Annotated in this window: 27 protein-coding genes; 10 read left to right on the top strand and 17 right to left on the bottom strand. The window is 58.5% G+C overall.

The window, feature by feature from the left end; genetic code table 11:
- Nucleotides 1-8: 8 nt before the first annotated feature.
- From AC2FJ6_RS15745 to AC2FJ6_RS15725, 5 genes are all read right to left on the bottom strand, one after another.
- Complete coding sequence (locus tag AC2FJ6_RS15745; RefSeq protein ID WP_170771039.1) at nt 9-305, bottom strand: hypothetical protein; 297 nt, start codon at nt 303-305, stop codon at nt 9-11.
- 154 nt (nt 306-459) lie between these two features.
- On the bottom strand, nt 460-2,391 hold the full coding sequence (locus tag AC2FJ6_RS15740) for an AAA family ATPase (RefSeq protein WP_170771041.1): 1,932 nt from the start codon (nt 2,389-2,391) through the stop codon (nt 460-462).
- Between the two features lie 56 nt (nt 2,392-2,447).
- Nucleotides 2,448-3,566: a hypothetical protein gene (locus AC2FJ6_RS15735; RefSeq protein ID WP_170771043.1), complete on the bottom strand. Its 1,119-nt coding sequence runs from the start codon at nt 3,564-3,566 to the stop codon at nt 2,448-2,450.
- Entirely contained in the window at nt 3,559-3,843 is a 285-nt protein-coding gene (locus AC2FJ6_RS15730) for a hypothetical protein (protein WP_170771045.1), read from the bottom strand. The genes AC2FJ6_RS15735 and AC2FJ6_RS15730 overlap by 8 nt, the downstream gene beginning before the upstream one ends.
- The gene (locus tag AC2FJ6_RS15725) at nt 3,840-4,919 is read right to left on the bottom strand and encodes a coiled-coil domain-containing protein (RefSeq protein WP_170771047.1); all 1,080 of its coding nucleotides are present in this window, start codon (nt 4,917-4,919) and stop codon (nt 3,840-3,842) included. Before AC2FJ6_RS15725 ends, AC2FJ6_RS15730 begins: the two co-directional genes overlap by 4 nt.
- A 270-nt stretch (nt 4,920-5,189) precedes the next feature.
- Between AC2FJ6_RS15725 and AC2FJ6_RS15720 the strand changes: the two genes are divergently transcribed.
- A complete protein-coding gene (locus AC2FJ6_RS15720; RefSeq protein WP_496669487.1) occupies nt 5,190-7,373 on the top strand; it encodes an esterase-like activity of phytase family protein in 2,184 nt (727 codons plus the stop codon).
- 73 nt (nt 7,374-7,446) lie between these two features.
- Here AC2FJ6_RS15720 and AC2FJ6_RS15715 read toward each other — a convergent pair whose 3' ends face one another.
- The 7 genes from AC2FJ6_RS15715 to AC2FJ6_RS15685 all read right to left on the bottom strand — a co-directional run bounded on the left by AC2FJ6_RS15715 (nt 7,447) and on the right by AC2FJ6_RS15685 (nt 14,178).
- Nucleotides 7,447-7,689: a glycine zipper 2TM domain-containing protein gene (locus tag AC2FJ6_RS15715; RefSeq protein ID WP_170771051.1), complete on the bottom strand. Its 243-nt coding sequence runs from the start codon at nt 7,687-7,689 to the stop codon at nt 7,447-7,449.
- A 255-nt stretch (nt 7,690-7,944) separates the two neighbouring features.
- Nucleotides 7,945-8,412: an Hsp20 family protein gene (locus AC2FJ6_RS15710; RefSeq protein ID WP_496669485.1), complete on the bottom strand. Its 468-nt coding sequence runs from the start codon at nt 8,410-8,412 to the stop codon at nt 7,945-7,947.
- Between the two features lie 123 nt (nt 8,413-8,535).
- Nucleotides 8,536-9,348 (bottom strand): trypsin-like serine protease, encoded by an 813-nt coding sequence (locus tag AC2FJ6_RS15705; protein WP_170786374.1) that lies wholly within the window; start codon nt 9,346-9,348, stop codon nt 8,536-8,538.
- Nucleotides 9,345-10,133, bottom strand: coding sequence for a trypsin-like serine peptidase (locus AC2FJ6_RS15700; protein ID WP_237217300.1), 789 nt, complete (start codon nt 10,131-10,133; stop codon nt 9,345-9,347). Before AC2FJ6_RS15700 ends, AC2FJ6_RS15705 begins: the two co-directional genes overlap by 4 nt.
- A gap of 111 nt (nt 10,134-10,244) precedes the next feature.
- Entirely contained in the window at nt 10,245-11,567 is a 1,323-nt protein-coding gene (gene glcF / locus AC2FJ6_RS15695) for a glycolate oxidase subunit GlcF (RefSeq protein WP_170771060.1), read from the bottom strand.
- Between the two features lie 4 nt (nt 11,568-11,571).
- Nucleotides 11,572-12,672 (bottom strand): FAD-binding protein, encoded by a 1,101-nt coding sequence (locus tag AC2FJ6_RS15690; protein ID WP_496669483.1) that lies wholly within the window; start codon nt 12,670-12,672, stop codon nt 11,572-11,574.
- Between the two features lie 66 nt (nt 12,673-12,738).
- Entirely contained in the window at nt 12,739-14,178 is a 1,440-nt protein-coding gene (locus tag AC2FJ6_RS15685; RefSeq protein ID WP_170771064.1) for an FAD-linked oxidase C-terminal domain-containing protein, read from the bottom strand.
- 82 nt (nt 14,179-14,260) lie between these two features.
- Here AC2FJ6_RS15685 and AC2FJ6_RS15680 point away from each other — a divergent pair, with 82 nt between their 5' ends.
- Both AC2FJ6_RS15680 and AC2FJ6_RS15675 read left to right on the top strand, forming a co-directional pair.
- On the top strand, nt 14,261-14,959 hold the full coding sequence (locus tag AC2FJ6_RS15680; RefSeq protein WP_170771067.1) for a DUF599 domain-containing protein: 699 nt from the start codon (nt 14,261-14,263) through the stop codon (nt 14,957-14,959).
- 35 nt (nt 14,960-14,994) lie between these two features.
- Nucleotides 14,995-15,342, top strand: coding sequence for a hypothetical protein (locus tag AC2FJ6_RS15675; RefSeq protein ID WP_170786363.1), 348 nt, complete (start codon nt 14,995-14,997; stop codon nt 15,340-15,342).
- Nucleotides 15,343-15,344: 2 nt separating this feature from the next.
- Here AC2FJ6_RS15675 and AC2FJ6_RS15670 read toward each other — a convergent pair whose 3' ends face one another.
- The 4 genes from AC2FJ6_RS15670 to AC2FJ6_RS15655 form a co-directional block, all read right to left on the bottom strand.
- Nucleotides 15,345-15,830 (bottom strand): flavodoxin family protein, encoded by a 486-nt coding sequence (locus AC2FJ6_RS15670; protein WP_480876316.1) that lies wholly within the window; start codon nt 15,828-15,830, stop codon nt 15,345-15,347.
- A 1-nt stretch (nt 15,831) separates the two neighbouring features.
- Nucleotides 15,832-16,302 carry a 23S rRNA (pseudouridine(1915)-N(3))-methyltransferase RlmH gene (gene rlmH / locus AC2FJ6_RS15665; protein ID WP_170771073.1) on the bottom strand — a complete coding sequence of 157 codons (471 nt, stop codon included), beginning with the start codon at nt 16,300-16,302 and terminating at the stop codon, nt 15,832-15,834.
- Between the two features lie 44 nt (nt 16,303-16,346).
- Nucleotides 16,347-16,706 (bottom strand): ribosome silencing factor, encoded by a 360-nt coding sequence (rsfS, locus tag AC2FJ6_RS15660; RefSeq protein ID WP_058276550.1) that lies wholly within the window; start codon nt 16,704-16,706, stop codon nt 16,347-16,349.
- Between the two features lie 155 nt (nt 16,707-16,861).
- Complete coding sequence (locus AC2FJ6_RS15655; protein WP_170790124.1) at nt 16,862-18,211, bottom strand: mechanosensitive ion channel family protein; 1,350 nt, start codon at nt 18,209-18,211, stop codon at nt 16,862-16,864.
- Between the two features lie 90 nt (nt 18,212-18,301).
- On the opposite strand from AC2FJ6_RS15655, the gene AC2FJ6_RS15650 reads away from it, so the two are divergent.
- The 6 genes from AC2FJ6_RS15650 to AC2FJ6_RS15625 all read left to right on the top strand — a co-directional run bounded on the left by AC2FJ6_RS15650 (nt 18,302) and on the right by AC2FJ6_RS15625 (nt 23,279).
- A complete protein-coding gene (locus AC2FJ6_RS15650) occupies nt 18,302-18,409 on the top strand; it encodes an isopropylmalate isomerase (protein WP_174819376.1) in 108 nt (35 codons plus the stop codon).
- Between the two features lie 43 nt (nt 18,410-18,452).
- Nucleotides 18,453-19,856, top strand: a complete 1,404-nt coding sequence (gene leuC, locus AC2FJ6_RS15645) for a 3-isopropylmalate dehydratase large subunit (protein ID WP_170771078.1) — start codon at nt 18,453-18,455, stop codon at nt 19,854-19,856.
- A gap of 37 nt (nt 19,857-19,893) precedes the next feature.
- Nucleotides 19,894-20,448 carry an HdeD family acid-resistance protein gene (locus AC2FJ6_RS15640; protein WP_170771080.1) on the top strand — a complete coding sequence of 185 codons (555 nt, stop codon included), beginning with the start codon at nt 19,894-19,896 and terminating at the stop codon, nt 20,446-20,448.
- A 42-nt stretch (nt 20,449-20,490) separates the two neighbouring features.
- A complete protein-coding gene (gene leuD, locus AC2FJ6_RS15635) occupies nt 20,491-21,096 on the top strand; it encodes a 3-isopropylmalate dehydratase small subunit (RefSeq protein ID WP_170771083.1) in 606 nt (201 codons plus the stop codon).
- Nucleotides 21,097-21,423: 327 nt separating this feature from the next.
- Nucleotides 21,424-22,254: a hypothetical protein gene (locus AC2FJ6_RS15630; protein ID WP_170771085.1), complete on the top strand. Its 831-nt coding sequence runs from the start codon at nt 21,424-21,426 to the stop codon at nt 22,252-22,254.
- Nucleotides 22,251-23,279, top strand: coding sequence for an endonuclease/exonuclease/phosphatase family protein (locus tag AC2FJ6_RS15625; protein WP_496669481.1), 1,029 nt, complete (start codon nt 22,251-22,253; stop codon nt 23,277-23,279). Before AC2FJ6_RS15630 ends, AC2FJ6_RS15625 begins: the two co-directional genes overlap by 4 nt.
- 97 nt (nt 23,280-23,376) lie before the next feature.
- On the opposite strand, the gene AC2FJ6_RS15620 is transcribed toward AC2FJ6_RS15625, so the two are convergent.
- On the bottom strand, nt 23,377-23,775 hold the full coding sequence (locus AC2FJ6_RS15620) for a hypothetical protein (RefSeq protein WP_170771090.1): 399 nt from the start codon (nt 23,773-23,775) through the stop codon (nt 23,377-23,379).
- A 182-nt stretch (nt 23,776-23,957) separates the two neighbouring features.
- Here AC2FJ6_RS15620 and AC2FJ6_RS15615 point away from each other — a divergent pair, with 182 nt between their 5' ends.
- Nucleotides 23,958-24,812, top strand: coding sequence for a LysR family transcriptional regulator (locus AC2FJ6_RS15615; protein WP_170771093.1), 855 nt, complete (start codon nt 23,958-23,960; stop codon nt 24,810-24,812).
- The last annotated feature ends 23 nt before the right edge of the window (nt 24,813-24,835 follow it).

Here is a 24,835-nt window from a genome sequence, read left to right as displayed (position 1 = left end):
AATAACGACTAATCTGCACTCGCTGTCGCACGGCGTACAAAAACAACCGCCAACACCAACAACGGCAACGCAAACGCCCGCGCGGTGATTTGCAGGTTGAACCCGATGTAAGACACCACGCTGCCCTCAAACAGGATCAGCGTCTCTTCCCATGAGGTGCCCTCGAACCCGCCACCCGCGTTCACGCCGAATTGGGTCAGGAACAGTACCGCTGCGGCAGCCAAAAAACCGATCACACCCCAGCGCAAAGGCAAAATCAGGCCCAGAACAAGGGCCAAACCGGTGATTGCGACTGTCAACGTCATGTCTCTTTCTCCTTTGACTGACAGAGCGCATCAGTGCGCGCTCTGACGCTCAAAGTCTGCGCGATCACATGAGGTAACAACGGCCGACCAAGAAAACGTGAAGGCATTTCAGCCAACTGATCTGGACAGTTTGATTGCTTGATCAAAGTAGCCGTCACCCTTTCCCCTCCAGATATCGCCGCTTGGCCTCTTCCATTCGGCCCAATTCTCGCACGGCGTCCTCAATCGCGATCTCATCGCTCTTGTCGGCATAGCGGAACTCGCTGTCGGCGTAGCGGTTGATTTCCTGCATCACCATCTCGACCGTGATCGGCTGGCGCAGCTCCTCGATCATGCCCTTCTTGGTGTCGTAGTCGCGGAACAGGAACAGGTCGGGGTTCTCCATCCACTCATCCGGCAGTTCGAAATCCATCGCACGGACCTTGACCGCGTCGGTGATGTTCTTGATCGCGCGACCCGTAAACCGCTCGTCCGCCTGCTGGATCGCCTTGAGGTAGGTGCCCAGCTTGGCAATTGTGTCCATCTGGCCGATCTCACCGGAAACCCGGTCATAGACCTGTAGCAAGGCGTCCTCATGCGGGCGGGAGTGGCTTTCGAAACTGGCGGCGACGGTCTTTTTAATCTCCTGCGCGGCATAGGCGTCGTGTTCACCCAGCGGGATATCGTGGTTGCGGCCCATTAACAGGTGCAGGATGTCGATGTAATCCTCGCGCGTTTGCGGCCCGTCCACCAGGAACCGCGCGCCCGCCCGCTGGCGTAGGGCGTCGTCCACATTCTCGGGGTAGTTCGAGAACATGCCAAAGGTGCAATTGCCGCGCACAACAGTGTTGGCACCTGCAAAGCTTTCCATCAGCACGGCGGTGATTTCCAGTTGGCCCGCGCTGGACTGCCGGTCGCCGCGTTTGCCTGCCAATTGGTCGATATCATCGATGGTGCCAAAGCCGATAACCGAGGGGTCGATGATCGTGTTGATAAACGCCTTGGCGTTCTGGCCGGATTTGCCCTGATAGCTGTCTATATTGTCGGTGCTCAGGTTTTGATAGCGGAACGGATAGCCCGCGTTCTGGCAATAGTCGTTGATCAACCCGGCCATCATCTGGATCAGGGTGGTCTTGCCGGTGCCCGGTTTGCCGTCGCCCATGAAGGTAAAGATGAACCCACCGAGTTCCGCAAACGGGTTCAGGCGGCGGTCGAAGTCGTAGGCCATCAGCATCTTGGCCAGTTTCATCGCCTGATACTTGGCGATATGGTTGCCCACCACCTCGTTCGGTTTCTTGAACGTCATGGTCAGGGTGGTGGATTTGGCTTTGGACGCGGGTTCGAACCCCCGGATCGTCAAGTCATCCGCCTCGATATGCCAGGCGGCGTTCTGAAACGGGGCCATATGGCCCGCGGACTGCGCGCGCAAGGCGGCCTTGTCCATCAGTTGTTCGGCATAGGCGCTCGTGGCCGCGATCAGATGCGCATCATCGGGTGCGTGTTTTGCCAACACCTGATCCAGCTCCCACAGGGCACCATGCAAGGCCAATTGGCCGTTATCGGTCAGAACCTCTTCGATCTCGCCGAGGTCGACGGAGGTCTCGCCCAGATGCGAAGACATCAGATAAGCCAACGCATTCCCGAAGGTATGGGACGTGATCAAAGCCTCAGCCGTCAGCAATTCCGAAAACTCGCTCTTGCGCGCAGCGGGCAAATCCCCCGCCAGATTGGCGCGCTTCAGATCGGCCAGAGCGGTTTGCTCCGCATAAGCCTCGGCCACGGCCAGAGCGATGGCAATCGCGCGGCGCACAGCCTGCTGCGTCGTGGCCTGTTGCGGAGAAACCAACGCATCGCCATCATCCGCCGCCTCGATCCGCTCGACCAGATGCACCCCATCCGCGCGCACCGTGCGCCGTGTCACCAACCCCGGTGTGGTGGATCGAAACCGCCGCCCCGTCGACACGCCCGAGGACCGCTCGACCGCCGCCTCAACCGGTTTGGCAATTCGTGGAGCGTGCTCGAACCCGCTCAGCAAGGCGGTCGCTGCCGGGTAATGCTTACGAATATCGTCTTCGCGCAATTCCATCTGATCTGACGTCAAACTCATCTCAAAAACTGCCCTTGCTTCTTCTGTTCAGAAATACCTCCGCCGGAGGCAAAAATCTAATAGCGCAACACTTGCCCCGTCTTGCTGACAACGAATTTGCGCACGTCACCAAAACCCGGCGGGTCGCGCTCTGCCAGAACCTGAAACGGGCGCTGAGGCAGGATGATCGACCGCTGCGTGCGCGTGGCCCCAGTCTCGGCCCCTTGCGCGCCAAACGGATCCAAAGCAAAAATTTCGCGCTCAACGGTCGAGAACCACCCGGCGCGTTCCTCGAAAACGTCCTCGCTCTCCAGTTCCTCGGTGGTCCAGGCCAGCGCCCAATCCTGACCCTCGGGGGCCTGAGCGTCCTCCAGCACCTGCCGCAAGGGGCCGGATTGCTCGGTATAGGCCGAGGAATACATCGGCCCCACATGGATGCGGCGCAGGTGCTTGGGGTGCAGATCGTCGAAGTCCTGATCGAACCCTTTGGCAATCGTCACCAGCTTCAAACCGCCCAAGGATTGCGCCATCAGATGCGCCTGCACTTCTGGCCAGCGGCGTTGGTCTTTGGGCAGTGCTGTCCTGCCACTGTCCTCCACCTGCATCATGTAGATGACCGGCAAGTTGATCTGGCTGTCATAGACCGCCCAATGGATCAGGAACTTGCGCCGCTCACCCTCATTTCCAATCCAGTGGCACTCGGGATCGTTGCGGGACCAAAACAACTGACCTTTCAGCAATTCCTCGTAATAGAGCCTTTGAGACAGCGCGAATTGCAGCTTGGTCGGGATTTCCCGGTCGCCGATGATGGTGCGAACCATGTCGGTTTTCAGATCGTCTTCCGAGAGCATATTCGCCAGATGCACCTGCGCCTGTTGCGCGTCATTGGCCATGGTCAGCAACTCGGCCGCCACCGGAAACCCGCTGTCGCGTTTGTCCATAGCAAGGCTGCCAAAGAACCGCCCCGTATCGCGACCGACCAGCAGGTATTTCATACTCAGCGCACGGAAGGTATAAAGCAGCCCCGAGAGGTACCGCGACACGATCCGCACCTCTTGCTTGCTGATCGCGCCCTCAGCCTCCATCGTCGCGGCCACGCGCAGGAGGTGGACGGAGATCACCTCAAATTTGCGGAAATATCGGCGCGAGGCGAAGGTGTCGGTCAGGCCGACATGATCTTGGGTAGGGTCAGTCATTTAGAGGTTTTTTGTAATTTTCGCCAAAAACACGCTTCGCATGGGCCTTGCCGTACAAGTGTTCTGTACCTTCTCCCAAACCGTAGTCTCTGAGTTTTTCGGCACAGAATTGAGCAAGCCCCAGGAACGCGACCAGCACGCTCACAGCTGCGACGAGTGACCCAGTCGCAATTGCAGTTCCATTCTCAAAAGTAATGCCAAAAGCCAAAGCGATCACACTGACAAAGGCTGAAGTGATGACAAATAGCTTTAGGGTTCTCTTCTCGAAATCAGTCATCCCCCGTACAAATTCTTATCATGCTTCTCGACAATCGAGGCAAAGCGGCGGGCAAAGCGTTCATCCGCCTTAGCTTTTTTCTCCAACACGTCGCGGGCAAAAACCATGTGGCCTTCGTGCGCTTCAAGCATGTCGGCCATCTTCTGGTTGGTCGCGGTGCCGATGGCGGCCATGGCTGTTTGCGCCTCTTGGTCCGTCTGCACGCCGATCTCGTTGATGCGGTGGGCCACGTCCTGCTGCTGTGCAGTTTTCAAAGATTTGGTCAGGGCGTCATACAGCACTACGCGCTGTTGCGTGTCTGTCTGCAGCTTGTTGATCAGCACCATCTGCGTCGCCGCCTGGTTCTGCAATGAATCGACCCAGGTCTTGCCCTTTTCGATATAACGCTCCAGCGTTTGGGATTTGGCCAGCGTGACCTGCTCCTCCTGAACCTTGGCGTTGTATTGCTTGTTCAGCTCGGCCAATTCAGTCTCTAACTGGGTCCGCGCGGCGGCGTCCTGTTCGACGCTGATCTTGTTTTCCAGAGTAATAATGGTCGGATCCATACCCTGAATCTCGGCCCGCAGCGATTCCAGCTCGGCCACGGTGGCCTCACGGTCGTCCAGAGTGCCGGTCAGGTTGTTTTCCACCTTCACTCGCTGTTCTTCCAGCACTGACAGCTGCCCTTCCAACAGCTTCACGATCACGTCCGATTTGGCGATCAGGTCCTGCAGCTTGTCGTCAATATTGGCGGTGCGCATCCGTTCCTGCCGCATCGACTCGGACTTGGCTTTGGCGAAAATGCCCACAAAGCTCTCCCATCCAGTTTTCGAGCGCATCTCGTCGAAATCCTTGGAGAACGCGTTGGTGACGTCATCCAGCCCCATAATCAGCTCAGCAATATTGGCGTTCATCACCTCGGTATGGGCATGTACGTCTTCAAGCGTGGCGTTTTCGATGTCGATATCTGCCTCGGCCGTGCCAATCTTGGCCCGCGCCGCGTCAATCCGCGAGGTCAGGCTTTCGATCTGCGACTGGCTTTCACGCACTTTCGTCTGCGTTTCTTCGATCAAGGCGTCAAATTGATGGTTCGACATCTGCTATCCCTTTTTTTGTTAAAATCCCCAATAAGATAGGCAATGTTACGCCTATTTACATCCCCTTGGGCGGAAAATTCCTGCAAAGACTGGCAAAAATACATGGCAAAAGATAGACCCTGCAATCTGGGCGCGACCTGAAACGAACAAACGCATCGCGGCAGCAAGAAGGCAGCCCATCTTGTCACCAATTTGAAACAAAACCGTCACGCCAGCGTAATGAACCACGTCCATCCCCCCTTGCAACTAAGCAAGAGAGGATACCAACCGATGTCATTGCGCTGTGTCTGTCTGACATCTGCCTTGGCCCTGACCGCCGGTCAGGCCGTGGCAGAGATGAATTTCAACCGAATTGCGTCATTTCCAGTTGTGAAGAACATGGCTGAGGGTGCGGATATGAACCGCGAAACCTCGCCTGAGATTATCGCGGCGACCGCAGATGGCATGACGCTGGTCTATACCGACAGCCCGCTGGGCGTGATCGGTATGGTCGACATCGCCGACCCGGCGAACCCGGCACCTTTGGGTGCGATGGAGGTGGGTGGCGAGCCAACCTCAGTTGGAATCGTTGGCTCGACGGCTTTTGTTGGCGTGAACACGTCGGACAGCTACACCGCACCCTCGGGCAAGCTGATCTCGGTCGATATTGCGGGCAAAGCGCAAACCGGCGCTTGTGATCTGGGCGGTCAGCCTGACAGCGTCGCCATCGCTCCCGATGCCAGCTTTGTTGCTGTGGCGATAGAAAATGAGCGGGACGAAGACCTCAACGATGGCATCATCCCGCAGCTGCCCGCAGGTGAGCTAGCGCTGGTGCCGCTAATAGATGGCGTGCTGGATTGCGCAGGCATGAAAATGGCCTCGCTGACCGGTTTGGCCGAGGTTGCGCCGACCGACCCCGAGCCCGAGTTCGTGGACATAAACAGCTTGGGTGAAACCGTCGTCACCCTGCAAGAAAATAACCACATCGCGGTTATTGCCAAAGATGGCACCGTGATCAGCCATTTCTCGGCCGGCAGCGTGGATCTGGAAGGCATCGATGCCACCGATGAACGTGGCGCGCTAATCTTCACCGAAAGCCAGCCGGGCCGCTTGCGTGAACCCGACGCTGTGAAATGGATCGACGACAACCACTTCGCCACTGCCAATGAAGGCGACTATGAGGGCGGCTCGCGCGGTTGGACGATCTTCCACAAGAACGGCACCGTTATTTACGAAAACGGCACCGAGTTCGAGAAAGCCATCATCCAGATCGGTCACTACCCCGACAAACGCTCGGACAGCAAAGGCGTTGAGCCGGAAAGCGTGACCGCAGCCACCTTTGGCGGTACTCCGATGATCTTTGTCGGGGCGGAGCGCGCTTCGGTCGTGGGGGTCTATGACGCCACCGACCCTGCGAGCCCGGTTCTGAAACAGCTGCTGCCCTCAGGCGTTGGGCCGGAAGGTTATGTTGCCATCCCCGAGCGCAATCTGCTGATCTCAGCCAACGAAAAAGACCTGATCGAAGATGGAGGCCCGCGTGCGCATGTCTCGATTTTTGAGTATCAGGCCGCCCCCGCCAACTATCCGCATTTGACCTCGGAAGGCGCGGATGAGCTGATCGGTTGGGGCGCCCTCTCCGGTCTGGTCGCGGATGAGGACGGCATGATCTATGCGGTCAATGACAGCTTCTACGGCTTCCAGCCTTCGATCTTTAAGATCGACCCTAGCCAGCAGCCCGCCCGCATCGTGGACGTGATCCGCATTCACCGTCAGGACGGCAACCCGGCGCAAAAGCTGGACCTTGAGGGCATCACGCTGGATGGCAAGGGTGGCTTCTATGTCGCGTCCGAAGGGCGGACCGACCGCGTTATCCCGCACGCGATCTACCACGTCTCTGCTGAAGGCAAGATCAAGGACCGCAAAGGCGAGATCGGCCTGCCGCCTGAACTGATGGCAGTCGAGAAGCGTTTCGGTTTCGAGGGCATAACCAAAGTCGGCGAAACCCTGTGGATGGCCGTACAGCGCGAATGGAAAGACGACCCGGAAAACCACGTGAAACTGGTCGCGTACAATCTGGACACCAAGGAATGGGGTGCAGTGCACTATCCCAAGGCTGACCCGGAAATAGGCTGGGTCGGTCTGTCGGAGATCGTGGCCTTTGGTGATCATGTCTATGTCATTGAACGCGACAACCAGCACGACCACCGCGCCGTGACCAAAAAGATCTATCGCATCCCGCTGTCAGAAATGACCCCTGCCCCGCTGGGTGGTGAGCTGCCAGTGGTCACCAAGGAAGAGGTCCGCGACCTGCTGCCAGACCTGACCTCAACGGGCGGCTACGTGCTGGACAAGATCGAAGGTCTGGCCATCCTGCCTTCGGGCGAGGCTTTCGTGATGACCGACAATGACGGCGTCGACGATGCCTCGGGCGAGACGATGTTCTGGTCGATCGGACAGGTGACGGCTGGGAACTGAAGCACATATTCCTAAATTATTGGCGCCGCGCAGGTAATGCGCGGCGCTAAACTTTTCAGCATGTAACTTTTCGTCAGTTGCAAGCCGACTGACCTGCATACATTCCAAGTCCGGCACCTGCCGCAGTCGCCAGTGTTTGACCTGACCCGCCGCCAAAGCGATTGCCGACAACGCCACCAAGAGCCGCGCCACCCAAAATACCTGCTGCGCAACGCGCATCGTGCTGGACCTGGGCCTGTGTTGGTGTCGTTGGCGCCCCGCACGCCGCTAACGCAAGCGTGCCCACAAGCAAGCAAGATACAGTTACTTTCTTCATTTCAGATTCCTTCCATTCACTCGCACTCAATTGTCCTTACTTTTGGTCATGTAAGACCCAACGAACCCCTACCCACCACGGAACTGACCCAGATCAAGACGGCTGGGTTCAAGTAGCTCGTTGAACATTCAACCTCTGCACTATTGCGCAGGATCGATATTGGTTTGGGGAACAACGCCCCGCGTCTGGAGGAACGCGGGGCGTGCAGTCTGCGATAGCCCCGAGAGGCAGGACTATCGCGGTGGTCGGACGGCCTTAGTTCACGGCTTTGGCGTCAACCACGTCCTTTTCGATGGCCTGACCAGACGAAATCTGAATCCGGCGCGGTTTGAGCGCTTCGGGCACCTCGCGCTTGAGGTCGATGTTCAGCATGCCGTTCTCATGGCTCGCACCGGTCACGCGGACGTGGTCAGCCAGTGCAAAGCGGCGCTCGAACACGCGGGTGGCGATGCCACGGTGCAGGTAGGAACGGTCCTTGTCCTCGGCGGCTTTCTTGCCGGCCACGATCAGGGCGTTTTCCTTCACCTCGACCGACAGATCGGCCTCGGCGAAACCGGCGACAGCGACGGAAATCCGGTAGGCGTCAGCGTCGGTTTTTTCGATGTTATAAGGCGGATAGCTGGGCTGAGCCACGTCATTGGTCAGAACGCGATCCATCATGTCGGCGATCTGGTCAAAGCCAATGGTTGCGCGGTGCAGCGGAGCAAAATCAAAAGTACGCATGTGTCATATCCTCAAGTCTGAGCGATCTACGATATGCCCTCCGGTTCGGACGGGCGGTTTGCTGTATCAGGCCCCGTTCGTGGCGACCCGATACAGTTCACATGGGTAACGATTTGGCCGAGTTCAACCCCCGCCGGGGCTGATGAATTTCGCACCGGAATTGGACTTGCCCGACCCGACCTGTAGACGATTGATCGAGGCTTTGGGCTGCGGTGCGTCGCGGCGCAGATCGGCCTTCAGATCCGAGACAATTCCGGCCAGTTCCATGCCAAACCCAACCTTGCGGCCATTAACTGCGCCAACCGCCGAAACCACCGACAGAATCTGCCAGCGCGACCCTTTGCGCGCCAACAGGGCCGAGCCCGAAGACCCAAAGGTGATATCGCAGTTAAACAGGATTAGCCCCTGCACTCTTTGCAGAATATCGCAGGACCGTTCGCGGGTAATCGCCTCGGATCGACCCCGCCCGTACGAGGCCAGGCTGACCTCACCCCCCGTCACACGCCCGCTGTGCAAGGCAAAAGGGTCCGCAATGGAAAGAGGGATCGGTTGTTCCAGCTTCATCAGGGCAACGTCGGCCCGAACGCCAGCATTCGAAAGCGATGGATGCTTGGCATAGTCGGGATGAACTGCGATCTGTACAACCTTTCGGTCTGCCAGCGATTGCCCCTGACTTAGACCCGCGCGGAACGTCACCTGCCCCGGCGCATAGGGTCGGCCCGTTGCCCTATCCAGCGCACAATGCGCGGCGGTCAGTACAATGTCCTGCGCGATCAGGGTGCCAGTGCAAAAGCCTTGGGTTCCGATATCCAGACGCCCGACCGCTTCCCAACCATAGAGGTCTTCCCGGTCGGTCAGCTTGCGCTTGGCACTTTGGGCGCTTGCGGTTGTCGCCATCACCAGCAGACACAATAGGGTCGCAAGAATACGCGTCACGGTTTGACAAACCTCGCACCCACATTGTTGCGGGCCGCCCCTGGCGGCGTGTCGGCGATGAACCCGCGCCCGGCGGATAATTCACGGTGCAGAACATCCAGTGAATCCTCGACCGTTGTGCCCACGGCCACACGTTGGCCATTGAATTCGGCCTTGGCAGCCACGACCGAGACGATGCGCGGGCGGTCGCCTTCGAACGAAAACACAGGCGCCCCGGACGCGCCGAATTCCACATCACAGGACATCACCAAAACGTCCGAACGTCGGGTCATGACCGAGCAGACCTCTTGCAACGATGGCGCTTCAGCCCTGTCCTGCGCGTATGAGACCACGCCAACCTCTTCCCCTCGCGCCGGGCGTGCGCCGGTTTCAAACGGGATGACGGTGGTGTTGCGGATCGGTTGCCACAGCTCGACCAGCGCGATATCGCTGCCAATCCGGGCAGTGGAGTCCTCGCCAAACTGGTATTCGGGATGAATGACAGCTCGCCGCGCCGCCCGATAGGCCGACGCTCGACCCAAGCGCCATGCGGCTAGAAACTCGACATCTGACAAGTCCACGCGTTGGCCAGTAACCTTGTCAAACAAACAATGCGCGGCGGTCAGTACAATAGTCGGCGAAATCAGGGTGCCTGTGCAAAACCCGGCACCGCCGATATCCAGCCGCCCAACAGCCATCCACGCGCGCCCGGCATCGGTGGTTTCCAGGCTTTTCAACCTTGAATCCTGAGCCATTGCGGCCATGGGCATCAGCGCCAGTGCTAAGACCTTGATCCAGTTTCGCAAGCGGTTCTCCGGCGTAGCTTCGACTTATCCTCCTACGCAGTGCGTAAGGCGAAATTAGGGCGCTCGCTTGACAGCCGGGATCTGAACGCGACCGTAGTCGTCTTCAGACACCTACCTTAAGATCGGCACCTCGCGGTCCGGCCTGTGGTCCTGCTGCATGGCCCTTGGCAGGGGCCCTCCGGTCGTCCAGTCCAACAACTCGACCGTGTGCAGAATCGGAACCTCGGTAGCCGATCCGATCTGCATCATACATCCGATGTTGCCTGCGGCAATCACATCAGGGTTACCAGCCTCCAGCGTCCTGACCTTGCGTTGTTTGAGTTTCCCGGAAATCTCAGGCTGCATCAGGTTGTAGGTTCCGGCGCTGCCACAGCACAGATGGCTGTCCGCAGGTTCGACCACAGTAAACCCCGCACGTTTCAAAAGGTCCTTAGGATAGGTTTTGATTTTCTGACCATGCTGCAACGAACAGGCTGCGTGATAGGCCACAGTCAGACCCTTTTCGCCACCTTCGGGCATATCCAGCTGCATCAGTAGCTCGCTGATATCCATGGCAATCTCCGACACCCGCGCCGCATCTTTGGCCAACGCGTCATTGCGGAACATGTGCCCGTAATCCTTCACGGTCGTCCCACAGCCCGAAGTGTTGATGACGATGGCATCCAACCCATCCCCGTCCATCTCGGCCACCCAAGCGCGGATATTGGCAGCGGCTGCTTTGTGGCTGTCATCGGACTTGCCCATATGATGCGTCAGCGCCCCACAACAGCCCGCACCTTCGGCCACGACAACCTCACACCCCAGCCGGGTCAGCAAACGGATGGTTGCATCGTTGATATCAGTGTTCAGCGCCTTTTGCGCACATCCTGTCATCAGCGCCACACGCTTTTTGCGCGCACCGTTTGGGGCAAAGCTCTGCGGATCGTCGTTGCGACTGACCGGAGGGATATGTTTTGGCGCCATATCCAGCATCGCCCGCAACCGCGCATCTGGCATCAGGAATTTGAACGGACGGCCCAGCTTGGCCCCGATTAAAGCCCAGCGGAACCGCATCGGATAGGGCAGAATCTGCGCCAGCACCCAGCGCAGGGCGCGATCGGTGAAGGGCCGTTTGTAATTCTGTTCGATATATTCACGCGCGTGATCGACCAGATGCATGTAATGCACTCCGGATGGACAGGTGGTCATGCAGGCCAGGCAGGACAGGCACCGGTCGATATGTTTGACCGTTTTCTCATCCGGCACACGCTCGTTTTCCAGCATGTCCTTGATCAGGTAAATCCGCCCGCGCGGGCTGTCCAGCTCATCGCCCAGCACCTGATAGGTGGGGCATGTGGCGGTGCAAAACCCACAATGGACGCAGTTACGCAGGATCTCGTTCGAGCGCTGAATCGCCGGGTCTTGCAGTTGTTTTTCAGTGAATGTTGTCTGCATCTGTTTACCCCATCAGACCCGGGTTGAATAACCCGCGCGGGTCGAAACGCTGTCGAATGCCCTGTGTCAGAGCCTGAATTCCGGCGTTTTCCGGCTGAAACCGCCCCAGGGCCTCAACCGTTTCGGCATCGGCCCTGACCAGGGTCGCGTGACCTTCAAAAGCGCCGAGACGTGCGCGCAGGTCCGTGCCTTTGGGCACCAGCGCCCAGATCAGCCCGCCGCCCCAGTCATAGAGGGTTCGATCCGCTCCAATCCGCTGCGCAATCCCGGTCGCATCCGAAGGTTTGACCGAAATCCGCCACACATCCCCATCCACACCATGAAACGCAGATACGTCCCGAATGGCCTGCCACCGCTCGACCGAGCCATCGATCTCAGCAATCTCTCCGAAACCGGCCAATGTCGATTTCAACTGCTCAACACGATAGGCGACAGAGTCCGTGAACCCTTCGACCCTCAGAAGAACCCGCATCTCTTGCGGGTCATAGGCCGCACCCGACGCTTCGAACGGGGATTTCAACGCCGCTGACATCACCGCAACAGCCGCGCTGACATCATCAGCGCGCAAGGCCAATGTCGCCACCGCCTCTGGCTTGGGCAGCACTTTCAGCGACACTTCGGTCAGAACACCCAACGTGCCCCATGACCCGCCCATCAGTTTGACAAGATCATAGCCGGTGACGTTCTTCATCACCCGACCGCCATTCTTGACCACTTGCCCCCTGCCATCGACATAGCGCACGCCCAACAGGAAATCACGGCAAGCCCCGGCCTGAATGCGGCGCGGGCCTGAGATATTAGCGGCCACGACACCGCCAATGGTCGGCGCACCATTCGTGCCCAACAGACCGCGATGATCCATCGGTTCAAACGCCAATTGCTGCCCTTCGGCCTCTAACGCCGCCTCGACCTCGGCCACCGGAGTACCGGCCTGCGCCACAATCGTCAGCGCGCCGGGTTCATACAGGGAAATACCGCTCAGTCCGCCGGTTTCGATGGTCATCTCTGGCCCGCCGATCCCGCGGGATCCACCGCCTGCAATTCGCACGGGGCCCTGCAGCCCGGCCACTATTTCGGCCAGTTCGGCCTCTGTTTCAGGTCTCATGACACTTCTTCTGTTCAAAAATACCTCGGGGGAATCGCGGCTTGCCGCGATGGGGGCAGCGCCCCCTTACTCGGCTGCAATCCGGCGCGCCTCAGACACATCCAGCGGGAACACCTTAGCTGGGTTCAGCAACCAGTTCGGATCAAACACATCCTTGATGGCCATCTGCGCTTCAAGGTCCGCTGGCGCGTATTGATGCAACATCAGATCCCGCTTTTCGATGCCCACTCCATGCTCGCCGGTCAGGCAGCCACCCACATCCACGCACAGCTTCAGGATATCCGCCCCGAACGCCTCGCATTTCTCAAGATCACCGGGCTTGTTGGCATCAAACAGGATCAGCGGGTGCATATTGCCGTCGCCCGCGTGGAACACGTTGCCCACCGGAAGGCCATATTCCTCGCTCAGCTCTCCGATACGGCGCAGTACCTGCGGCAAGGCAGAAACTGGGATTGTCCCATCGAGGCACATGTAATCGTTCATCTGCCCCATCGCGCCAAAGGCGGATTTTCGGCCCAACCAGATTTTCGCGCTTTCCTCAGCCGACTGACTTTCGCGCAGCTCGACCGGATTGTGACGCTTGGCAATCTCTATGATTTTGGACAGCTGATAGTCGATCTCGGCCTCTGATCCTTCGACCTCGACAATCAGCAAAGCATGGCAATCGGGATAGCCCGCCTGCGCAAAATTCTCACACGCCTTGATGCACAGTGTATCCATGAATTCGATCGCCACCGGCAGAATGCCCGATTTGATAATGTCAGAGACACATTGCCCGGCGACTTCGTTATCATCGAACCCCATCAGCACGGGCCGCGCACCCTCGGGCTTTCGCAGAATTCGCAACGTTGCCTCGGTCACAACGCCTAACTGCCCTTCCGAACCACAGATCACGCCCAGCAGGTCCAACCCGCCCGCGTCCAGATGCGCGCCGCCGATCTCGACCACGCTGCCGTCCATCATCACCATTTTGACGCCCAATAGATTATTTGTGGTCACGCCATATTTCAAACAATGCGCCCCGCCCGAATTCATTCCAATATTGCCCGCTATCGCACAAGCCAGCTGCGATGAAGGATCAGGAGCATAGAAGAAGTCTTCCGCCTCCACCGCGCCGGTCACGCTCAGGTTGGTGCGGCCGGTCTGCACGCGGATGATGCGGTTGTCATAGTCGGTCTCCAACACATCGTTCATCCGGGCAATGCCCAGAATAACACTGTCAGCCGTGGGCAACGCCCCACCCGCCAGCGAGGTACCCGAGCCGCGCGGCACCACCGGAACCCCCTCTTCACTGCAGATGCGCAGCACGTCCGAAACTTCGCCGGTCGTGGACGGCAGCACCGCCAGCATCGGAGGGCAACGATAAGCTGTCAGCGCGTCGCATTCATAAGCGCGCGTCTCGGCCGGGTCGTGAATAACGGCGTCTTCAGGCAGCACTTGCAGCAAACGGCGCAACACCGCATCCTTTCGGCGCAGAACGTCAGGGTTAGGCGTCGGCATTTCCATGGCTGATCCTCCAGTTTGGTAAAATAATATTACCAATTTTCCGATCTGGCAAGTTTTTCCCGTAAAACGTAGGGTCCAATGCATGTCCTGGATTTATCAATCAATGCCCTTCGCACCGTTGGATTTCGTCGGTATCGCCCTGCTGATCGGCGCGTGGCTGGGGATCGGCTGGCGGATCGAAAACCCGCCACCGAACAAGCCCTCGGTTGGAATGATCATGGACGACTACCGCCGAGACTGGATGAAAGAAATGGTGACCCGTCAGCCGCGCATGTTTGACGCGCAGGTCGTCGGCACGATGCGGCAGGGCAGCACGTTCTTTGCCTCAACCACGATGATTGCCATCGGGGGTGGACTAGCTCTGCTGGGCAACACAGAGCGCCTGGCCGGGCTGGCGCAAGATCTGGCTCTGGGAACCGCGCCCGCGCTGGTGTGGGAGGTCAAAATTCTTGTGATCCTGCTGTTTTTGGCGAATGCTTTTCTAAAATATGTCTGGGCACACCGGTTGTTTGGCTATTGCGCCGTATTGATGGCGGCTGTGCCAAATGACCCTGAAGAGCCCGCCGCCTATCCGCGCGCCGCCCAAGCGGCCGAGATTTGCGTCACCGCCGCGCGTAGTTTCAATCGTGGTCTGCGGGCGACCTATTTTGCGCTGGCTTCTGTTGCATGGATCTTGGGCCCCTATGCGCTGATTGCGGGCACGGTGATCACGCTGGCTATGCTCTATCGGCGTGAATTCGCGTCGCATTCCCGCACAATTCTCCTAAACACCGGATCGTGATCCCTCAGCTCACCACAAAAGGTTAAGTTCATATCATGAGATATCTTGTTCTGAGCGCCCTTCTGGCAACTCCGGCCCTTGCAGATGACCCCGTGATCGAAGCCGTCACCGCGAAATCAAACGGTGGCACATGGCGATTCGATGTGACCGTCTCACATCCTGAAACCGGATGGGATGACTATGCAGATGGCTGGCGTGTGCTGGATATGGAGGGGAAAGAGCTGGGACTACGCGTGCTGCATCACCCGCATGAGAATGAACAGCCCTTTACGCGCTCACTAAGCGGTGTGGCGATCCCGGCGGGCACGTCGCAAGTGCAGGTACAGGCCCGCACCAATACCGATGGCTGGGCCAAAAATACCTTTGTGGTCGACCTGAACTGAAGTCAGAACACGCCCATCTGCAAACCGGCGGCCATGGCAAGACCCAGCTCGCGGCAATTTTCAAGCTGGTCGTCGGGGATGGTTTTCTCGGCCAGAATCGCCTCGGGTGTTTGCGCATGGGTGCAGATGATCAGCGGCGGCTGCACCTCTTTCAACCGCCAACCGGTTGCGATGCGGGCGGTTTGTCGCGCGGCGTTTTCGCCATCAGACCCGGCGCAGATCATCTGCGCATAGGGGCGGCCTGCGATCCGACCCAGCACCGGATAATAGCTGCGGTCGAAAAACTCTTTCATCAGACCCGAAATCGCGGCCAGATTCTCGGGCGCGCAGAAGATATAGCCGTCGGCTTGCAACAAATCTTCGGGTCCGGCCTGATCGGCGGGTTTCAGAACCACATCCGCCTCATCCCCTGCAGCCTTGGCTGCAGCTTCGGCCATTTGCCGGGCCCCGCCGGTGCGCGAATGGTAAATGATCAAAAGCTGCGCCATATCAGACCCGGTGATAGGGGCCGCCCGACAAAATGGTTGCGGCCCGATAGAGTTGCTCGGCCAGCATCACACGGACCAGCATATGGGGCCATACCATCGAACCAAATGAGATCGAAAAATCCGCCTCGGCACGCAGATTAGGGTCTATTCCGTCTGCCCCGCCGATGATCAGCGCCAAATCTTGCCGCCCGGCATCGCGCCAGCCGCCCAGCTTTTTGGCAAATTCCGGCGAGGACATCACACGGCCCCGTTCGTCCAGAGTACAGATGACCGCGCCTTTGGGCAGCGCCTTGCGAAGCAGCGTCGCCTCGGCGCCCATTCCAGCGTTTTTCTTGTCTTCAACCTCGATCACCCGCGCAGGACCAAGGCCCAAAGCGCGTCCGGTCCGGTCAAAGCGTGTCAGGTAATCGTCAAGCAGGGTCTTCTCGGGTCCGGCGCGCAATCGCCCGACCGCAACTATGCTAATCCGCATATCTCTCTCGCCTCCGGCCTTTCAATACAGGCCGGGATAGCGCCTCAGTTCGCCGAGGCGCTGCCGCCCTGAGGCAGCCACATCTTTTCCAGCTGATAGAATTCACGCACTTCGGGGCGGAAGATATGGACGATAACGTCGCCCGTATCGATCAGCACCCAGTCGCCGGCATCCTTGCCTTCGACCTTCGAGGTGAAACCGAATTCCTGCTTGATGCGATCCGTCAGCTTTTCCGCCATGGCCGAGACCTGACGGGTCGACCGACCCGAGGCAATCACCATGTGATCCGCAACAGAAGACTTACCTTGCAGGTTAATCTGCACGACGTCTTCGGCCTTGTCATCGGAAAGTGAGGAAAGGATACGCTCAAGCAGCTTGTCGCTGATTGACTGAGAGTGGGCCATCACGCTGGCCCCGTCATCGGCGGGCAACCCCGCCTGGGTATGTAGAGACAGGACATAGTCCTCCTTTGCTGCGCGCCATCAAATCCCGGCGCCGGGGTACTAATAAGGTAACAAGGGGAATGCAACATTTCAATGAACGCGCCATCAACGCAGCGTCAATCCTCTACGATCTGTTGCGGGTCTGCGTCGGGCAGCAGGCGCACCTCGCGCTGCGGGAAGGGCAGCGAGATACCCTCGGCCTGAAACGCATCCCAGAGCGCTAGGTAGACATTGCCGCGGATATTGGTCAGCCCCTTGGTTGGGTCGCTGATCCAGAACCGCAGCACGTAGTCGACGCTGCTGTCCCCGAATCCAGTGATATGGCAGACCGGTTCATGTAGACCGCCACTCAGCACGCGGGCCACGGACTTCACTGAACGGATAGCGGTGGCGCGCACCTTGTGGGGATCGTCGCCATAGCTGGTACCAAACTCCAGATCCAGCCGCACGAACTTGTCGGAATGCGACCAGTTCACGACCTGACTGGTAATCAGATCTTCGTTCGGGATCAGGTATTCCCGCCCGTCCCGTGTCACGACCGAGACATAACGCGCGCCCAGCGCGTTGATCCACCCAAACGTATCCCCCAGCGAGATCACGTCGCCCGGCTTGATCGAGCGATCCATCAAGATGATGATTCCCGAGATCAGGTTAGACACCACCTTTTGCAGCCCAAACCCGATGCCCACACCGATCGCACCAGACAGCAGCGCGATTCCGGTCAGGTCAAACCCTAGCGTCCGGATCGCAGCCATGAAGACGGCCCCATACAGAACCACCTGAATGCCTTTGGCCAATAGCACCTGCATGGAAGGCGTGATGTCATCATTGCTTTTCAAACCACGTTCGGCTGCGCGCGTACCCACACGCGCCAACGTCAGCAGAACACCGATCAACAGCGCCGCCTTGATGATCCCCAGCACCGAGATATGCAGATCTCCAATAGAAATCGCGACTCCGTCCAAAAACTCGGCCACGTCATCAGTCAGATTCAGGGCGACAAGCGTTGCATAGACCCACATGGCCCATTTGAAGATCCGCCGCAGCGTCCGGTTGCGCACCAGTCGCGCCGCCAGCGCTATGGCCAACCACGCCGTCGCCAAAGTCGCGATAACGCCAATGATATAACTGCGGGACGGCCATGTGATCTGCTGCATGACCAGATACAGCGCCCAGGACAGCAACACGAAATAGACCAGCGTCAAGCGCTGCATCAGCTGTACTAAAACGCGCAAACGCCATTTGGGCCACCCAGTGCGCGCCCGCGCCCAAGAATCCCACCGGCCTTGCGTGAAAAGCTTAAGGCCAAATGCCAAAGCCCATAGCAATAGAATGATCACCAGCTGGTGCTGACGCCAGCCCGGCGTGACCACCAGTTCAAGAAGGTTTTCGAATTGCACAGAAAAGCCCGCGACCATGTTGTCATAAAGGTCCGACAGCGAGCTGGGGATCAGGTCTTGATTCATACCTGCAGCTTGGACAGCACAGCCCCATGATGCAAGCCTGACGCGGTTTTGAACCTTGATTGACGGCAATGGGCAATATATCTGGACGCCATGAGACTCACTGTAGCCCAGATTCAGAACCTTGAAGATCGCGCCCGTCTGCGCGAACGGTTCTATGGGGCTGCCCGCACGGTTCTGGCCCGCCTATCGGCGGCCTAAGCCACCTCGCCAGCTATTTCTCATTACATACGGGAGAGGACCGATGTCCCCCAAAACACTCTATGACAAGATCTGGGATGCCCATGTCGCCCACGAGGCCGAAGATGGCACCTGCCTGCTGTATATCGACCGTCACCTGGTTCACGAAGTGACCAGCCCGCAGGCGTTCGAAGGGCTGCGCATGGCGGGCCGCAAAGTGCGCGCACCGGAAAAGACCATCGCGGTGCCGGACCACAACGTGCCCACCACGCCGGATCGTGTGAACGGGATCGAAAACCCGGAATCGCGCATTCAGGTCGAAGCGCTGGACAAGAATGCCAAGGATTTCGGTATTCACTACTACCCGGTGCATGACGTCCGTCAGGGCATCGTCCACATCGTCGGCCCCGAACAAGGTTGGACCCTGCCCGGCATGACCGTTGTCTGCGGCGACAGCCACACCGCCACCCATGGCGCGTTTGGTGCTCTGGCCCACGGCATTGGTACTTCTGAGGTTGAGCATGTTCTGGCCACGCAGACCCTGATCCAGAAGAAGTCCAAGAATATGAAGGTCGAGATCACCGGCAAATTGCAGCCGGGCGTGACCGCCAAGGACATCACTCTGGCCGTGATCGGTGAGACCGGCACCGCTGGCGGAACCGGCTATGTCATCGAATATTGCGGCGAAGCGATCCGCGATCTGTCGATGGAAGGCCGCATGACCGTCTGTAACATGGCGATCGAAGGCGGCGCCCGCGCGGGCCTGATCGCCCCCGATGAGACCACGTTCGAATATGTCAAAGGCCGCCCCCACGCCCCGAAAGGCGCTCAGTGGGAAGCCGCAATGGAGTGGTGGAAAACGCTTTACACCGATGAAGGCGCGCATTTCGACAAGGTCGTGACCCTGCGCGGCGAAGATATCGCGCCCGTGGTGACATGGGGCACCAGCCCCGAAGACGTGTTGCCGATCACCGCAACCGTGCCGAACCCCGAAGATTTCGAAGGCGGCAAAGTTGACGCGGCCCGCCGCTCGATCGAATACATGGGACTGGAAGCCGGTCAGAAGCTGAGCGACGTGGAAATCGACACCGTCTTTATCGGGTCTTGCACCAATGGCCGGATCGAAGATCTCCGCGCCGCTGCTGAAATCCTCAAAGGCAAAAAGATCAAGGACGGGATGCGCGCAATGGTCGTGCCCGGTTCGGGTCTGGTCCGATTGCAGGCCGAGGAAGAAGGTCTGGCCGACATCTTCAAAGAGGCCGGTTTCGAATGGCGTCTGGCAGGATGTTCGATGTGTCTGGCGATGAACCCCGACCAGTTGCAACCGGGCGAGCGCTGTGCCGCGACCTCGAACCGCAACTTTGAGGGTCGTCAGGGCCGCGGAGGACGCACCCACCTGTTGAGCCCGGCAATGGCTGCCGCAGCGGCCCTCACAGGACGGCTGACAGACGTCCGCGACTTGATGTAAGGTACCCTCATATCTAGATATTTGAGGGATTGAACAAATGAGTGACTGGATCAAATGGCTGCTGCTTGGACTTCTGTCCATCGTGTTTGGCATCTTTGTGCTGGGCGCGCCGGCGGTGGCGTCGATTGCCGTAACGGTGGTGACGGGTGTGTTGCTGCTGATCTCGGGCGCGTTGCAGGTTGTCGGCGGCTTTACCGTCGAAGGCACGGGTAACAAAATCCTGTCACTCATCATGGGTGTGGTGATGCTGTTTCTGGGCTGGTCCTTTCTGGGTCACCCGTTGCAGGGCACGCTGACGCTGGCCACCGTTTGTCTGATCCTGTTTCTGGCAGGCGGAATCGCCCGAGTTATCCTGTCGTTCCAGATGCGTGGCACTCAATATTTCTGGGCCACGCTGATCTCTGGCATCATGTCGATTGTCCTGGCGATGCTTATCTGGCGCTTTGCCACAGTCGAGCCTGCGATCATGCTGCAATTGCTGGGCATTCTACTGGGCATCGAGATGATCTTTAACGGGCTCGGCCTGGTCTTTATGGCGTTCTACGTCAAAGACGCACCCAAAGACGAAACAACAGAAGCGAAAGAAGCTTAAACGCGGGGCACGGGCGCGGCCCTCTCCCGCAGGAGTGTGAACATGGAAAAGTTTGACAAAGTCCACGGGGTGGCCGCCCCAATGCCACTGATCAATATCGACACCGATATGATCATTCCCAAAGTGCACCTGAAAACCATCAAACGGTCTGGCCTTGGCGTCGTGCTGTTCGACGAGATGCGCTATCACGACCATGGCGGCGAGAATGAAGAATTCGTTCTGAACAAACCTGCCTATCGCAACACCGAGATTCTGGTGGCAGGCGACAATTTCGGCTGCGGCTCGTCGCGGGAACACGCGCCCTGGGCGATCAAGGATTTCGGCATCAAGGTCGTGATCTCGACCAGCTTCGCGGACATCTTCTTCAACAACTGCTTCAAGAACGGCATCCTGCCCATCGTCGTCGAAGAAGAGCATCATGCGATCCTGATGGACGACGCGCACAAGGGCGAGAACGCCCGCATGACTGTGCATCTGGAAGATCAGAAGATCACGACCTCGGACGGCGTCGAGATCGAATTTGACATCGACCCTCACCGCAAGCACTGCCTGCTGAACGGTTTGGACGATATCGGCCTGTCGATGGAAAAAGAACATCATATCGACAAATTCGAAGAGCACGCCTCTCAGGCGCGTCCGTGGGTGTGATTCTTTTAGACATCGTATGAAATGCAACTTAAAGGGGTCGCTTCGGCGGTCCCTTTCGCATTCTTGGGGTCTGAAATTCGGCAACCACAACATGTTGCGGTGACCTTAAACTAGACGACGGATTTGCGTCAGGAATGATGCAAACCAGCACCAGTTTTGCCATCTTTTTGCCTCAAATGGCGTGTTTTCTGCACCTTGGCTTGAGCGAATTGCCTTGGGGGGTCAATGTTGGCGCTAATGAGGCATCCGTCAAAATAATCAATGACGGGCACAAGTTGGAATGAAGTCGGCAAAGATCGGCCCGTCCAGTTTGAAAGGGTTCGGAAAGTGATTGCGCGCACAACAGGGGCGGCAATTCGGGGCATTCTTGTTGCACTTGTGGTGCTGACCCCCGCGTTGTATCTGCCCGTATCGTCAACGAATGGGACCGAGATCGTCGTCTTTCTCGCCATTCTCGCATTTTTTCTGACCTTTGCCGAATATAACTCGGCCTTTCCCAGCTTTATCGAATTCCGCGATGCGCCGCCGGTGAACCGGTTGCGCTTTGTCGGGTTAGTTACAATGGTCACCTTCCTGACGCTGATCTGCAAGAACGCCTATATGCCCACCAGCCTGACCGAGGTTTTCTATTCGGTCGGCCTAGGTATCGCGAATATCGTGGACTTCCCCTATTCTCCGGTCCGCCTGATCGTCCTGATCCTGCCGTCAGGGGCAAGTGCGCCACTGACCGAGCTAGTGCGTATTTCCGCCAGCGTCGCCTATGTCGCCGCCTTGGCGACCATCGCGGCTTTTGCTTACGCGGTGAAGCTGCGTGGTTGGCCAACCGGCAACGGTGCATTCAATGTCTGGACAAATCTACCGCTATTCGACCCGACCAAGGGCGGCGACGTCGTCACCCGGCTGCAACGGGACGGACGGCTGAACATCTCGATCGGGGTGCTGTTGCCCTTCCTGATCCCGGCGTTGATTAAGATACTGACGGAATACGCCGATCCCATCTCGCTTAATAACCCGCAAACCCTGATCTGGACGATGAGCGCATGGGCCTTCCTGCCCGCTAGCATGATCATGCGCGGGATGGCGACTTTGCGGATTGCCAACCTGATCGTCGAAAAACGCCGCGCCTATTCCACAACCGAGTCCACTCAGGCCGCATGATCCGTGCCCTGATCCTTCTGCTGCTGCCGATCATGGCGCAGGCAGAACCTTTACGCGTGGCCACCTTCAACACCGAACTCAGCCGCGACGGGCCCGGACTGTTGCTGCGCGATATCCAGCGCGGCGAAGCACAGGTTCAAGCGGTGGTAGAGGTCCTGTTGGCGGTTCAGGCCGATATCGTCACGTTGCAGGGGATCGACTGGGACCTGAACGGTCAGACGATCCGGGCGCTGACCACGCAAGTGTCATCACAGGGGCTGAGCTATCCGCATATCTATGCCGCCCAGCCGAACTCTGGCCTGGAAACCGGGCTGGATATGGATGGCGATGGCCGCACATCAGGGCCCGGTGATGCCCAGGGCTGGGGCCGGTTCACCGGTCAAGCGGGGATGGCAGTGTTGTCGCGCTATCCCATCACCACGGATCAGGTGCAGGAATTTACCGCGCTGCGCTGGCGCGACCTGCCGAATGCCAAGTTGCCGCTGGTCGATGGGCGACCCTTCCCCTCCATCAACGCGCAGGACATCCAGCGACTTTCGTCCGTGGCCCATTGGGCGGTCCCAATAGAAACCCCACAAGGGCCGCTAACTTTGATGACCTTCCATGCTGCCCCTCCGGTGTTTGATGGGCCAGAGGATCGCAATGGTCTGCGCAATCATGATGAGATCATGCTGTGGCGCGCAGTTCTGGATGGCGATCTGGGACAGGCCCCCAATGGCCCTTTCATCATCGCCGGGGATGCAAACCAGGATCCGACGCAGGGTGAAGGCCTCAAACTGGCGATCCACAGCCTGCTGACCGACCCGCGCCTGACCGACCCGCGTCCGCAGGACCCTACCGGTGCATTGACTACGGTCACATGGAAAGCGGTCGGGGATCTGAGGGTCGACTATGTTCTGCCCTCGGCCCACTGGACCGTGCAGCGCGCGGGCGTGTACTGGCCCAAACCGGGCACGCCAGAGCGGGACGCAGCCGAAAAAGCCAGCCGCCACCGGCTGGTCTGGGTCGACATAGACATGAACTGAAGAAAAAAGGGCCACCAAGCGGTGGCCCAATTTCAGGTCGAGGATTGTCAATTACCCGGACAGACTCGTTACTATACAGACTTAAAAATCGAAAAACTTACGTGCGCGGCGTGCCGGGTGCGGACGACCCCCCCGTTGGGTCACGCCCATCTCCGGTCGAGGTGCTGTCGCTTGGATCGCGCCCTCCGTCAGGGTCACGCCCACCGCCGGATGTCGAACTGTCGCTTGGGTCACGCTCTTCCCCCGGAGGGGTGCAAGGAACAGACGCCGTTCCAGCAACCGAGGAATCATCACAGCCTTCCGGTGGAGGCGGCGGCGGCACACAGGGCTCGGTTGCCGTACCTGCGGGTGATGAACCGTCCGAGCATCCGATAACGTCACCATACTTGTTGAAAATCGGCTCAGCCTGAATGGGCTGCGGAGCCTCGGTTTGACTGCACGCCGCCACAAATGTCAGGCAGACCGCCGTAGTCCAAACTTTCGAAAAAACTTGCATTCACTTGTCCTTTATCACGGGATCCAGAACAGACCCCAACACCCCAAAAAGAAAACTCATAACCCACTGTGAACTTTGGAAAGTGCAGTGCCTCTTCTGGATTGCCTGAATTTAGATTTGATTTCTGCTGACAAAAAGGCACTAAACTGCATCAAGATCATGCAATTTTGCAGGTAACTGACATGAATTGGGACAATCTGAAAGTGCTTCTGGCCATTGGTCGGGCCGGTTCACTGACCGGCGCGGCGCACGCGCTTGACGTCGACGCGACGACGATGGGGCGGCGTCTGACTGCGCTTGAAAAAGAGCTGGGAGTTATCCTGTTCGTGCGCTCTAAATCCGGCTTTGTCCCGACCGAGGCGGGCGTCATCGCGATCCGGCAGGCCGAACAGATCGAGGCACATTATCACCAGATGACCGACCAGATTTCGCAATCGCAGGCCAGCGCCGTAGGCGTGATGCGGCTGGTTGGAAATTCATGGACAATGCAACGGCTGGCAATGACCGGCATGGATCGCTTTCTGGCCACCAATCCGGGGCTGGATCTGCGACTGATGACCCGCGCACCGTCTGCGCGTGTCTCGGGTGAAGCATCGATCCAGATGTGGTTCGAGGTTCCACCCGAAGCTGCGGAATACACCGTCACGCTTGGTCAGGTGCCATATGCCGTATACCGCGCGGCGCATCTGGACACACCCCCTGCCAATTGGGTCGCCTTTTTTGACGAAGAAGCAAGTCGCCCGATCATCAGCCGGGCTGTCGAGCGGCTGAGCAAAAGTACCGAAACCATGCGCGTCACCGCCACCGATGCCAGCGTTCTGGTTTCAGCCGTCGCCGCAGGGGTCGGCAAGGGTCTGTTGCCGATGTGTCTGGCCAAAGGGCGCAACGATCTGGTGCGTGTGGGCACAGGCCGGCCCGAATTTAACCGAAGCCTGAACCTCTATCTCAACCCCGACACAGTCGGATACAAACGGGTTCAGGTCACGGTCGAATGGCTGCGCGCCGCCTTTTCGGACGCATTTGGGCCCTCTGGCTGATCCAGAAGGCCCATCTACCACCA

Source organism: Ruegeria sp. CDSA089 (assembly GCF_059612205.1).
The sequence above is the reverse complement of the archived record's forward strand: the minus strand, read 5'-3'. Positions and strand labels throughout refer to the sequence as shown.

Bases quoted from the DNA above. Each gene is read 5' to 3' on its own strand.
- AC2FJ6_RS15745 (WP_170771039.1), bottom strand. From the start codon at position 305: ATGACGTTGACAGTCGCAATCACCGGTTTGGCCCTTGTTCTGGGCCTG.
- AC2FJ6_RS15740 (WP_170771041.1), bottom strand. From the start codon at position 2,391: ATGAGTTTGACGTCAGATCAGATGGAATTGCGCGAAGACGATATTCGT.
- AC2FJ6_RS15735 (WP_170771043.1), bottom strand. From the start codon at position 3,566: ATGACTGACCCTACCCAAGATCATGTCGGCCTGACCGACACCTTCGCC.
- AC2FJ6_RS15730 (WP_170771045.1), bottom strand. From the start codon at position 3,843: ATGACTGATTTCGAGAAGAGAACCCTAAAGCTATTTGTCATCACTTCA.
- AC2FJ6_RS15725 (WP_170771047.1), bottom strand. From the start codon at position 4,919: ATGTCGAACCATCAATTTGACGCCTTGATCGAAGAAACGCAGACGAAA.
- AC2FJ6_RS15720 (WP_496669487.1), top strand. From the start codon at position 5,190: ATGTCATTGCGCTGTGTCTGTCTGACATCTGCCTTGGCCCTGACCGCC.
- AC2FJ6_RS15715 (WP_170771051.1), bottom strand. From the start codon at position 7,689: ATGAAGAAAGTAACTGTATCTTGCTTGCTTGTGGGCACGCTTGCGTTA.
- AC2FJ6_RS15710 (WP_496669485.1), bottom strand. From the start codon at position 8,412: ATGCGTACTTTTGATTTTGCTCCGCTGCACCGCGCAACCATTGGCTTT.
- glcF (WP_170771060.1), bottom strand. From the start codon at position 11,567: ATGCAGACAACATTCACTGAAAAACAACTGCAAGACCCGGCGATTCAG.
- AC2FJ6_RS15690 (WP_496669483.1), bottom strand. From the start codon at position 12,672: ATGAGACCTGAAACAGAGGCCGAACTGGCCGAAATAGTGGCCGGGCTG.
- AC2FJ6_RS15685 (WP_170771064.1), bottom strand. From the start codon at position 14,178: ATGGAAATGCCGACGCCTAACCCTGACGTTCTGCGCCGAAAGGATGCG.
- AC2FJ6_RS15680 (WP_170771067.1), top strand. From the start codon at position 14,261: ATGTCCTGGATTTATCAATCAATGCCCTTCGCACCGTTGGATTTCGTC.
- AC2FJ6_RS15675 (WP_170786363.1), top strand. From the start codon at position 14,995: ATGAGATATCTTGTTCTGAGCGCCCTTCTGGCAACTCCGGCCCTTGCA.
- AC2FJ6_RS15670 (WP_480876316.1), bottom strand. From the start codon at position 15,830: ATGGCGCAGCTTTTGATCATTTACCATTCGCGCACCGGCGGGGCCCGG.
- rlmH (WP_170771073.1), bottom strand. From the start codon at position 16,302: ATGCGGATTAGCATAGTTGCGGTCGGGCGATTGCGCGCCGGACCCGAG.
- rsfS (WP_058276550.1), bottom strand. From the start codon at position 16,706: ATGGCCCACTCTCAGTCAATCAGCGACAAGCTGCTTGAGCGTATCCTT.
- AC2FJ6_RS15655 (WP_170790124.1), bottom strand. From the start codon at position 18,211: ATGAATCAAGACCTGATCCCCAGCTCGCTGTCGGACCTTTATGACAAC.
- AC2FJ6_RS15650 (WP_174819376.1), top strand. From the start codon at position 18,302: ATGAGACTCACTGTAGCCCAGATTCAGAACCTTGAAGATCGCGCCCGT.
- leuC (WP_170771078.1), top strand. From the start codon at position 18,453: ATGTCCCCCAAAACACTCTATGACAAGATCTGGGATGCCCATGTCGCC.
- AC2FJ6_RS15640 (WP_170771080.1), top strand. From the start codon at position 19,894: ATGAGTGACTGGATCAAATGGCTGCTGCTTGGACTTCTGTCCATCGTG.
- leuD (WP_170771083.1), top strand. From the start codon at position 20,491: ATGGAAAAGTTTGACAAAGTCCACGGGGTGGCCGCCCCAATGCCACTG.
- AC2FJ6_RS15625 (WP_496669481.1), top strand. From the start codon at position 22,251: ATGATCCGTGCCCTGATCCTTCTGCTGCTGCCGATCATGGCGCAGGCA.
- AC2FJ6_RS15620 (WP_170771090.1), bottom strand. From the start codon at position 23,775: ATGCAAGTTTTTTCGAAAGTTTGGACTACGGCGGTCTGCCTGACATTT.
- AC2FJ6_RS15615 (WP_170771093.1), top strand. From the start codon at position 23,958: ATGAATTGGGACAATCTGAAAGTGCTTCTGGCCATTGGTCGGGCCGGT.